The sequence below is a fragment of the Clostridia bacterium genome (assembly GCA_017438525.1).
Classification (GTDB): Bacteria; Bacillota; Clostridia; order Oscillospirales; family RGIG8002; genus RGIG8002.
Window position 1 is genome coordinate 1 of the sequence record JAFRVI010000008.1, and the last position, 10,293, is coordinate 10,293.

At 57.6% G+C, this 10,293-nt stretch carries 11 protein-coding genes; 10 read left to right on the plus strand and 1 reads right to left on the minus strand.

What is annotated here, in order from left to right; translation table 11 throughout:
• Positions 1 to 1,303, minus strand: a 1,303-nt coding sequence (locus tag IJL83_00895; protein MBQ6552166.1) for a glutamine synthetase III, incomplete at its 3' end; no start/stop codon positions are given.
• Between the two features lie 363 nt (positions 1,304 to 1,666).
• Between IJL83_00895 and IJL83_00900 the strand changes: the two genes are divergently transcribed.
• The 10 genes from IJL83_00900 to IJL83_00945 all read left to right on the plus strand — a co-directional run.
• The gene (locus IJL83_00900; GenBank protein ID MBQ6552167.1) at positions 1,667 to 2,761 is read left to right on the plus strand and encodes a glutamine amidotransferase family protein; all 1,095 of its coding nucleotides are present in this window, start codon (positions 1,667 to 1,669) and stop codon (positions 2,759 to 2,761) included.
• A complete protein-coding gene (locus IJL83_00905) occupies positions 2,761 to 4,266 on the plus strand; it encodes an alpha-hydroxy-acid oxidizing protein (GenBank protein ID MBQ6552168.1) in 1,506 nt (501 codons plus the stop codon). The genes IJL83_00900 and IJL83_00905 overlap by 1 nt, the downstream gene beginning before the upstream one ends.
• Positions 4,267 to 4,269: 3 nt before the next feature.
• A complete protein-coding gene (locus tag IJL83_00910) occupies positions 4,270 to 4,710 on the plus strand; it encodes a 4Fe-4S binding protein (GenBank protein MBQ6552169.1) in 441 nt (146 codons plus the stop codon).
• A complete protein-coding gene (locus IJL83_00915; protein MBQ6552170.1) occupies positions 4,707 to 5,939 on the plus strand; it encodes an NAD(P)/FAD-dependent oxidoreductase in 1,233 nt (410 codons plus the stop codon). The genes IJL83_00910 and IJL83_00915 overlap by 4 nt, the downstream gene beginning before the upstream one ends.
• A gap of 1 nt (position 5,940) precedes the next feature.
• Positions 5,941 to 6,660: a glutamate synthase gene (locus tag IJL83_00920; GenBank protein MBQ6552171.1), complete on the plus strand. Its 720-nt coding sequence runs from the start codon at positions 5,941 to 5,943 to the stop codon at positions 6,658 to 6,660.
• A 20-nt stretch (positions 6,661 to 6,680) separates the two neighbouring features.
• Entirely contained in the window at positions 6,681 to 7,889 is a 1,209-nt protein-coding gene (locus IJL83_00925) for a glutamine synthetase (protein MBQ6552172.1), read from the plus strand.
• Positions 7,890 to 7,922: 33 nt separating this feature from the next.
• On the plus strand, positions 7,923 to 8,507 hold the full coding sequence (locus IJL83_00930; protein MBQ6552173.1) for an ANTAR domain-containing protein: 585 nt from the start codon (positions 7,923 to 7,925) through the stop codon (positions 8,505 to 8,507).
• A gap of 255 nt (positions 8,508 to 8,762) precedes the next feature.
• A complete protein-coding gene (locus tag IJL83_00935; GenBank protein ID MBQ6552174.1) occupies positions 8,763 to 8,963 on the plus strand; it encodes a helix-turn-helix transcriptional regulator in 201 nt (66 codons plus the stop codon).
• Positions 8,964 to 9,165: 202 nt separating this feature from the next.
• Entirely contained in the window at positions 9,166 to 10,083 is a 918-nt protein-coding gene (locus IJL83_00940; GenBank protein MBQ6552175.1) for a phosphotransferase, read from the plus strand.
• A gap of 24 nt (positions 10,084 to 10,107) precedes the next feature.
• Positions 10,108 to 10,293: HIT family protein (locus IJL83_00945; GenBank protein ID MBQ6552176.1), on the plus strand; the 186-nt coding region annotated here is incomplete at its 3' end.

Genomic DNA, 10,293 nt, shown 5'->3' on the forward strand with positions numbered 1-10,293 from the left:
GGTTGCGGTCGGTGGTGTCGCGGTTGAACCTCGGCAGCACGCTGACGCCGAGCTTCATCTGCGTCTTCTCAACGCCGCGATAGGGGGTATCCGTCTCGATCGCTTCCAGCACGGCGTTCAGCTCGTCGCCGAGGAACATAGAAATGACCGCGGGAGGCGCTTCGTTCGCGCCGAGGCGGTGGTCGTTGCCCGCCGTGGCGACGGAGATGCGGAGCAGATCCTGATAATCGTCGACCGCCTTGATGACGGCGCAGAGGAAGAGCAGGAACTGCGCGTTTTCATACGGCGTTTCGCCGGGAGAGAGCAGGTTCTGGCCCTCGTCCGTGCCGATGGACCAGTTGTTGTGCTTGCCGGAGCCGTTTACGCCGGCGAAGGGCTTCTCGTGAAGCAGACAGACGAGCCCGTGCTTCGAGGCGACCTTCTGCATTATCTCCATAGTCAGCTGGTTGTGATCGGTGGCGACGTTCGTCGTGGTGTATATCGGCGCGAGCTCGTGCTGCGCGGGAGCGACCTCGTTATGTTCCGTCTTCGCCATGATGCCGAGCTTCCAGAGCTCCTCGTTGAGCTCCTCCATATATGCGGCGACGCGCGGCTTGATTGCGCCGAAATAGTGATCGTCCATCTCCTGCCCCTTCGGCGGCTTCGCGCCGAAAAGCGTTCTGCCGCAGTAGCGCAGGTCGGGACGCGCGTCGTACATTTCCTTCGTAATAAGGAAGTACTCCTGCTCCGGACCGACGGAGGAAACGACGCGCCTGGCGCTGTTGTTGCCGAAAAGGCGGAGCACGCGGAGCGCCTGCTTATTCAGCGCCTCCATCGAGCGCAGCAGCGGGGTTTTCTTATCCAGCGCGTGCCCGCCGTAGGAGCAGAACGCCGTCGGGATGCAGAGAGTCTTCCCTTTGATAAACGCGTAGGACGTCGGGTCCCAGGCGGTGTAGCCCCTCGCCTCGAAGGTGGCGCGCAGGCCGCCCGACGGGAAGGAGGACGCGTCCGGCTCGCCCTTGATCAGCTCCTTACCGGAGAACTCCATGATGACGCCGCCGTCGGGAGAGGGCGAAATGAAGCTGTCGTGCTTCTCCGCCGTTATGCCGGTCAGCGGCTGGAACCAGTGGGTGAAATGCGTCGCGCCGTTCGCGACCGCCCAGTCCTTCATCGCGGCGGCGACCGCGTTGGCGACCCCCGCGTCCAGCGGCGCGCCCTCGTCGATGGTGTGCTTCAGCGAAGCGTAAACCTTTGCCGACAGCGCCGATTTCATCACTCTGTCGTCAAACACCCTGCTGCCGAAGTATTCCGATACCGTTTTCATAATCAACACTCCTTTTCCGTTTTGAAAGAAAAGGCGCCTTCCGTGCGCGAAACACACGAAAGACGCCATTGCCTTCATTCGTTTGATATTCTTTTTGAATTGAAAAACGCGTCTTTGAACCCCGGGGTTCAAAGACGCCTTTGCCTTCAATGCGGTCATTATAAACCCCGTTTTTTGATTTGTCAATAGTTTTTTTCGCATTTTTTGAAAAATCCGTTTTGCCTATTGACAAAACCGGAAACGGGTTGTATAATGCGGTCAATGAGCAAAGGCGTTCATTTTGGTACGGAAATTTTCTGTCCCGAAATGAGCGCCTTTTTTGTGTTTCTTGAGTTTATTCGCTCAAAGAAGGGTGTGACTTATATGATTAAAGAAGGCAGCGTCAGGATTCCCTCCGGCTGCGCCGTTGCGGCCATCATTTCAAGAGAGGGGAACCGCGTCACCGGAGAGACGGTCGTCAGGGCGATGAAGCCGATGCACGACCGCTCGAACGGACTGGGAGGCGGCTTCGCCGGCTACGGCATCTATCCGGAGTATAAGGACCTTTACGCCTTCCATTTCTTCTTTGACTGCCGCGACACGCGCAAGAGGTGCGAGGCGTTCATGAAGGAGCATTTCGAGGTGGTCAAGGGCGAGCTGATCCCGACGCGCAAGATGCCGGAGATCACCGACGAGCCGATAATCTGGCGCTACTTCGTCACGCCGCTGAAATCGACGCTCGCAGACCTCCAGCTCGACGAAAAGGAATTCGTAGCGCGTACCGTAATGAAGATAAACACGGAGATCGACGGCGCGTACGTCTTCTCCAGCGGCAAGAATATGGGCACCTTCAAGGCCGTCGGCTTCCCGGAGGACGTCGGCAGGTTCTACCGCCTCGAGGAGTACGAGGGCTACAGCTGGACGGCGCACGGGCGCTATCCGACGAACACTCCCGGCTGGTGGGGCGGCGCGCACCCCTTCACGCTGCTCGATTATTCCGTCGTCCACAACGGCGAGATCTCTTCCTACGACGCCAACCGCAGGTTTATCGAGATGTTCGGATATAAATGCACGCTGCAGACCGATACCGAGGTCATCACCTACATCCTCGACTATCTGATACGCAGGCAGGGGCTTACGCTCATCGAGGCGGCGAACGTCGTCGCCGCGCCGTTCTGGAGCACGATCGAGGGCAAGACGGACGAATACGAGAAACAGAAGCTCAGGTATTTAAGGACCGTATTCCCGAGTCTGCTCATCACCGGCCCCTTCTCGATAATTCTCGGCTACGACGGCGGGCTTATGGCGCTGAACGACCGCCTGAAGCTCCGCTCGATGGTCGTCGGCGAGAAGGACGACAGGGTCTTCATAGCCAGCGAGGAGGCCGCGATACGCGCGATGGAGCCCGGCGCGGTCAACGTGCGGGCGCCCGCCGGCGGCGAGCCGGTCATAGTTACGGTAAAGGAGGGCAGGTTCTGATGGGAGTCGAATTCATTTTCCCCGAATTTGAAGTTATCCGCGACAGGGACCGCTGCATCGCCTGCCGCGTCTGCGAACGGCAGTGCGCGAACGAGGTGCACGCCTTCAGCGCCGAGCGCGGCGCGATGGTCAGCGACGAAACGAAGTGCGTCAACTGCCAGCGCTGCGTTGCGCTCTGCCCGACGCGCGCGCTGAAGATCGTCAAGAGCGACTGCGTTCTGCGCGAAAACGCGAACTGGCGGAACGATACGATAAGAGAAATATACAAGCAGGCGAACAGCGGCGGCGTGCTCCTTTCGTCGATGGGCAACCCGAAGCCGCTTCCCGTCTACTGGGACAAGATACTCATCAACGCTTCGCAGGTCACCAATCCCCCGATAGATCCGCTCCGCGAGCCGATGGAAACGAAGGTCTTTCTCGGCAAGAAGCCGGACGCAATCTCGCGCGGCGATGACGGCAGGATCAGGTGCGAGCTCGATCCGCAGATAGAACTCGCCATGCCGGTGATGTTCTCCGCGATGAGCTACGGCTCGATAAGCTACAACGCCCACGCCTCCCTCGCGCGCGCCGCGGCAGAGCTGGGCATACTCTACAACACCGGCGAAGGCGGACTCCACGAGGATTTCTACAAATACGGCGCGAACACCGTCGTGCAGGTCGCTTCCGGACGCTTCGGCGTGCACGAGGACTACCTGAACGCCGGCGCGGCCATAGAGATTAAGATGGGACAGGGCGCGAAGCCCGGCATCGGCGGGCATCTTCCCGGCGCGAAGATCGTCGGCGACGTTTCGCGCACGCGTATGATACCGGAGGGCTCGGACGCCATTTCTCCCGCGCCTCATCACGATATCTATTCTATAGAAGACCTGCGCCAGCTCGTCTTTTCTCTGAAGGAAGCGACGCAGTACAAAAAACCGGTCATCGTCAAGGTGGCGGCGGTGCATAACATCGCGGCGATCGCCAGCGGCATCGCCAGAAGCGGCGCGGACATAATCGCGATCGACGGCTTCCGCGGCGGCACCGGTGCGGCTCCGACGAGGATACGCGACAACGTCGGCATCCCGGTAGAGCTCGCGCTCGCCGCGGTGGACAAACGCCTGCGCGACGAAGGGATACGCAACAACGTTTCGCTCGTCGTCGGCGGCTCCGTCCGCAGCGCGGCAGACGTCGTCAAGGCGGTCGCGCTCGGCGCGGACGCCTGCTATATCGCGACCGCGGCGCTGCTCGCGCTCGGCTGCCACCTCTGCCGCACCTGCCAGAGCGGAAAGTGCAACTGGGGCATCGCGACCCAGCGCCCCGACCTCGTCAAGCGGCTCAATCCCGATATCGGCTCACAGCGGCTCGTCAACCTGATGACCGCCTGGCGGCACGAGATAATGGAGATAATGGGCGGCATGGGCATCAACTCCATCGAGGCCCTGCGCGGAAACCGCCTGATGCTCCGCGGAGTCGGGCTGAACTCAAAAGAACTCGAGATACTCGGTATCTCTCACGCGGGGGAATGATATATGAAACGCGTTTACGTCAACGAAGAATGGTGCCTCGGATGCCACCTCTGCGAATACAACTGCGCCTTCGCGAACTCCGGCATGAAGGATATGGCGTTCGCGCTGAAGGATAAGAAGATCTTTCCGCGCATACACGTCGAGGACGGCGACAGGATAACCTTCGCCGTTTCGTGCCGCCACTGCACCGACCCGATATGCGTCAAAAGCTGCATCGCGGGCGCGATCTCAAAGCGTGACGGAGTCGTGGTAATCGACAGAAGCAGGTGCGTCGGCTGCCTGACCTGCGTGCTCGTCTGCCCCTACGGCGCGCTCGCGCCGGGCGAAAACGGCACGATGCAGAAATGCGAGCTCTGCCTTGAGAACTCCTGCGGCGAGCCCGCCTGCGTCACCGGCTGTCCGAACAAGGCGATAGTCTACGAAGAAAGGGGCGCCGCGGAATGAAAAGATACGTTATAATCGGCAACGGCGTCGCCGCGGCCGGCTGTATCGAAGGCATACGCTCCGTCGACCCGGAGGGCGGGATCTCCGTCGTTTCGGAGGAGAACCGCCGCGTTTACAGCCGCCCGCTGATATCCTACTATCTTGAAGGCAGGACCGATACCGAGCGTATGAAATACCGCCCGGACGGCTTCTACGAAGACAACGGCTGCCGCGTGTTTTTAGGGAAAAAGGCGGTTTCCGTCGACGCCTCCGCGAAGCTCGTTACGCTCGACGACGGGACGGAGCTGCCCTACGACGCGCTCTGCGTCGCGACCGGTTCGCGCCCGTTCGTTCCGCCCTTCGCGGGACTCGACGCGGTCGAAAAGAAGTTCAGCTTCATGACGCTCGATGACGCGCTCGCTCTGGAGGCCGCGCTTGATAAGGACGCGCGCGTGCTGATAGTCGGCGCGGGGCTTATCGGGCTGAAATGCGCCGAGGGAATCCACGGACGCGTCGGGAGCATCACCGTCTGCGACCTCGCCGACCGCGTCCTTTCGAGCATACTCGACGCAGACTGCGCCGCGATCGTGCAGAAGCGGCTCGAGGAGGCCGGCATACGCTTCATGCTCGGCGACACCGCCGAGCGCTTCGACGGCGGCGCCGCCTATATGAAGAGCGGCGCGGAGGTCGGCTTCGACGTCCTCGTGCTCGCCGTCGGCGTGCGCGCCAACACCGAGCTCGTGAAGAACGCGGGCGGCGAAGTCAACCGCGGCGTTATAATAAACGAGCGAATGGAAACGAGCGTTCCGCAGATCTGGGCGGCGGGCGACTGCGCCGAGGGCTTCGACGCCTCGATCGGCGCGAACCGCGTCCTCGCGATACTCCCCAACGCGTATATGCAGGGGCGCGCCGCCGGAATCAACATGGCGGGCGGCGACGCCGGCCTCGCGAACGCAATCCCGATGAACTCCATCGGCTTCTTCGGCTACCACGTAATGACCGCCGGAGCGTACGACGGAGAAATGCTTGAGGAACGCTCCGGAGAGTCGGTCAGGCGTTTCTTCGTCAAGGACGGACTGCTGAGGGGATATATCCTGCTCGGAGAGACCGATCGCGCCGGCATTTACACCTCGCTGATACGCGAGAAGACTCCGCTCGACACGATAGACTTCGAATTGACGAAAAAAGTTGCTTCAAACGCCATATTTTCTCGGGAAATCCGTAGAAAAAAGTTCGGAGGTGTAGTATAATATGAAAATCAACGCAGAAGGACTCGGGTTCCGCGATATAAACGAAGCCATCCGCGGCGCCGGCAAAGAGGCGACTCTGACCGGATGCTGCGGCCAGCGCTTCATCTGCGCCGGAATGGCCGACGTTTCCGTCACCGTCGAAGGCGTGCCCGGCAATGCGCTCGGCGCCTATCTCAACGGCGCGGAGATCACCGTCACGGGTAACGCGCAGGATGCCGTCGGCGACACGATGAACGGCGGCAGCATCGTCGTTCACGGCGACATCGGCGACGCCGCCGGCTACGCCATGCGCGGCGGGCGCATCTTCGTCAAGGGCAACGCCGGCTACCGCGCCGGCATCCATATGAAGGCGTATAAGGACAAGGTCCCCGCCATAGTGATCGGCGGCTGCGCCGGAAGCTTCCTCGGCGAATACCAGGCGGGCGGGATCATAGTCGTGCTCGGCCTCCACTGCGAAGGCGGCAGGATAGTCAGCAACTTCCCCTGCACCGGTATGCACGGGGGAAAGATGATACTGCGCTCCGACTGCCGCGGCGTGACGTTCCCGAATCAGGTTTCAGCGAGACCCGCTTCGCCCGGCGATATGGACGAGATAAGAGAATACGTGTCCGAATACTGCCGTCTCTTCGGCGAAGATGAGGCCGAGGTCATGGATTCGCCCTTCACGGTCGTTACTCCGGACAGCAGCAACCCGTATAAACAGCTTTACGTACCAAATTGAACGAAAGCGGAGGATATTATATGAAGTACTCGAAGGAAGAAGTATTGCAGTACGTCGCAGAGGAAGACGTGAAATTCATCCGTCTCGCCTTCTGCGACGTATTCGGTAAGCAGAAGAATATATCCGTTATGCCGGAGGAGCTGCCGCGCGCGTTCGAGCACGGCATCGCTTTCGACGCGTCTGCGATTGCGGGCTTCGGCGACGAAACGCACTCCGACCTGTTCCTCCATCCGGAGCCGGAAACGCTGACGTGGCTGCCCTGGCGGCCGGAGCACGGCAAGGTCGTGCGCATGTTCTGCACCGTCAGATACCCCGACGGCAGGCCGTTCGAATGCGACACCAGAAGTCTGCTGAAAAAGGCGGTAAGCGACGCCGCGGAGGCGGGGCTCACGTTTTATTTCGGCGCCGAGCAGGAGTTCTATCTTTTCGAGCTCGACGAGAAGAATATGCCGACGAAGATACCCTACGACAACGCCGGATATATGGACATCGCGCCGGAGGACAAGGGCGAAAACGTGCGCCGCGAGATATGCCTGACGCTCGAGCAGATGGGCATCCGCCCCGAAAGCTCGCATCACGAGGAGGGGCCCGGGCAGAACGAGATCGACTTCCGCTACGCCGAGGCGCTCGCCGCGGCGGACAACGTGATGACCTTCCAGACCGTGGTCAAGACGGTCGCGCGAAGGAACGGGCTTTACGCTGATTTCTCCCCGAAGCCGCTTGAAAACGCGCCCGGCAACGGTTTCCACATCAACTGCTCGGTCAAGCCGGACGCCGCCTCCGAAAAGCTCTGCCAGATGATCGCCGGAGTGCTCGAAAAGGCCGTCCCGTCCACGCTGTTCTTCAACCCCTCCGCCGACTCCTACGCGCGGCTCGGGCGGATGAAGGCGCCGCGGTACGTTTCGTGGTCGGCGGAAAACCGCTCGCAGCTGATACGCATTCCCGCGGCGTCAGGCGAATTCAGGCGCGCCGAGCTCCGGTCGCCCGACCCGACGGCGAATCCGTATATCGCCTTCGCTCTGATTATACGGGCGGGTATACTCGGCATCAAAAATCGCGCCGAGCTGCCGAAGCCGCTCGACATCAACCTTTACAAAGCGGACAGGGAGATGCTTTCTACTCTCGGAAAGCTCCCGTCAAGTCTCGAGGAAGCGAAGGTTTCGGCGTCTTCCGACGCTTTCATCAAGAAGCATATACCGCCTGAAATACTCGGCATCTACTGCAGGTAAAGCGCCGGAAAACAAACGAAAGGAGGGGCGGGTTTGAGTCTGAAGGAACAAATATACAGCGTTCTGGTCGTTTCAGCGTCGGAAAAATTCAATCAGGCGCTGCCGGAAGTGTTCCCCGTTTCGACGTTTTCCCCGATAAACTTCGTTTCCGATTTAAGCGCCGCAAAGCGCGCGGTTTCGGAGCGCTCCTTCGATTTCGTTATCGTCAATTCTCCTCTGCCCGACGACACCGGTATAAGATTCGCCATCGACACCGTTTCGTCTTACAACACGGTCGTGCTCTTCCTCGCGAAAGCGGAGCAGTATTCCGACGCCTACGACAAGCTCGCGGAGCACGGAGTCTTCCTGCTGCAGAAGCCGCTGTCGAAGGCGGTCTTTCAGATAGCGTCCGGCTGGCTCGTCAGCGCGCGCGAACGCGTAAGAAAAACTGAAAAAAAGACCCTCTCCATCGAAGAGAAGATGAACGAGATACGCGTGGTCAACCGCGCCAAGTGGCTGCTCATCAGCGAGGTCAAGATGACCGAACCGGACGCCCACCGCTACATCGAAAAGCAGGCAATGGATCGCTGCATTCCACGCCGCAGGGTCGCGGAGGAGATAATCAAGACGTACGGGTAACCGTAAAACGCGATGCCTGCTAAGCTGCGAACAAGCCGGACTTTGGACGTGGGAGTCCAAAGTCGTTGCTTGTGAAGGCAATGCCGTACTCTTTTCCCTGCGAAGAAAAGTATATCATATTTCAGCCGGTTTGTCGATAGGTTTCGCGTGGAATTTTCAATTTTGCCTTGAAAAATTCAATTTCGCCTCTTGCTTTTACAGACGAAGTGTGGTATTATTATCGTAGGTTATTATATGATTACGGAGGTAGGACCTTTGGCTCGTTCTTATAATAAATTGTGGAAGCTTATGATCGATAAGAAAATCAATAAAACTCAGTTGTGCAAGGCGGCTGGTATCACCACAAACGCCATGGCAAAACTGGGACGTGATGAGTCTGTTCCTTTGGAAACACTTGAGAAGATTTGTGTTGTATTGAACTGCACTATTAATGATATTGTTGATGTTAACAAATAATTGATAAAGGAAAATCGAATATGCTTTTTGAGAATGTTATTGAGTATTCTGATGCAAAATATCGGACTTATGGAAATAGATGTGGTAACACGACCTGTACGCATCCATGCGGCAATTGTAGTGGGAGTTGCTATAATTGTCTATATGAGATTCATTACCCTAATTGATGGCTTTTCGTATGGGAAAGTATATGGGTGACAAAATGCGATTCGTTACCAAAACGCCGATAGAAAAGGGTTGGTCGGGTGATAAAAAGTTCTGTGCGGTGTCGCCGGACGGGCGCAAATACTTTCTGCGTATCGCTCCTCTGAAAAAGGCTGAACGCACGCGCGGAGCGTTTGAATACCAGAAACGGGTAGCCGAGTTGGGCGTGCCTATGTGCGTTCCGATTGAGATAGGCGAAACACCGGAAGGCGACGTTTACACTGTGCAAAGCTGGATCGAAGGCGTTTCCGCGGAGGAAGCGGTGCGCGATCTGTCGTTTGAAGAGCAATACCGTTACGGCGTCGAATCGGGAAGAATACTCAAACTCATCCATTCCATCCCCGCGCCTCCGGATGCGCCGGATTGGGAACCGCGCTTCAACGCTAAAATGGATTATAAGATCAAGAAATATATCGAATGCCCGATAAAGGTCGATGGCGCCGAGTGTTTTATCAATTACACAGAGCAGAACCGCACGCTTCTTCGCGGGCGCCCGCAACGCTTCCAGCACGGCGACTACCACATTGGGAATATGATGATCGAAAACGGAAAACTTGTGATCATCGACTTCGACCGATATGATTTCGGCGATCCGTGGGAGGAATTCAATCGTATCGTTTGGTGTGCGCAGGCGTCTCCCCGTTTTGCGACGGGCATGGTGGACGGGTATTTTGATAACAATGTTCCGGGATTATTCTGGCGGCTTTTGGCGCTTTATATCAGCAGCAACACGCTTTCCTCTATCCCGTGGGCAATCCCGTTTGGCGAAAGCGAGATTCAAAAATTCGTCGAGCAAACAAAAGAAATTATGGGTTGGTACGACAATATGCGTACCGTCGTTCCATCGTGGTATGATACAAATAACAAGGATCTGTATCTGGCGGATTGTGAGGATGTGAAGTATGAAATACCCTAAAATGATATCTGTGATCGAATAGCAATGATAAAAAACGGAACAAATCCGTATTTTGTTCGCGAACTTGAAACGGGTTATGTGGTTATAGGTGATCACCAACATTTTTACGGATATACTCTTTTCCTATGTAAAGAGTATAAAACAGAACTGCATTACCTTGACCGTGATTTCAAAATCAAATTTCTTGAGGAAATGGCTATCGTGCAGGAA

Bases quoted from the DNA above. Each gene is read 5' to 3' on its own strand.
- IJL83_00900 (MBQ6552167.1), top strand. From the start codon at position 1,667: ATGATTAAAGAAGGCAGCGTCAGGATTCCCTCCGGCTGCGCCGTTGCG.
- IJL83_00905 (MBQ6552168.1), top strand. From the start codon at position 2,761: ATGGGAGTCGAATTCATTTTCCCCGAATTTGAAGTTATCCGCGACAGG.
- IJL83_00910 (MBQ6552169.1), top strand. From the start codon at position 4,270: ATGAAACGCGTTTACGTCAACGAAGAATGGTGCCTCGGATGCCACCTC.
- IJL83_00915 (MBQ6552170.1), top strand. From the start codon at position 4,707: ATGAAAAGATACGTTATAATCGGCAACGGCGTCGCCGCGGCCGGCTGT.
- IJL83_00920 (MBQ6552171.1), top strand. From the start codon at position 5,941: ATGAAAATCAACGCAGAAGGACTCGGGTTCCGCGATATAAACGAAGCC.
- IJL83_00925 (MBQ6552172.1), top strand. From the start codon at position 6,681: ATGAAGTACTCGAAGGAAGAAGTATTGCAGTACGTCGCAGAGGAAGAC.
- IJL83_00940 (MBQ6552175.1), top strand. From the start codon at position 9,166: ATGCGATTCGTTACCAAAACGCCGATAGAAAAGGGTTGGTCGGGTGAT.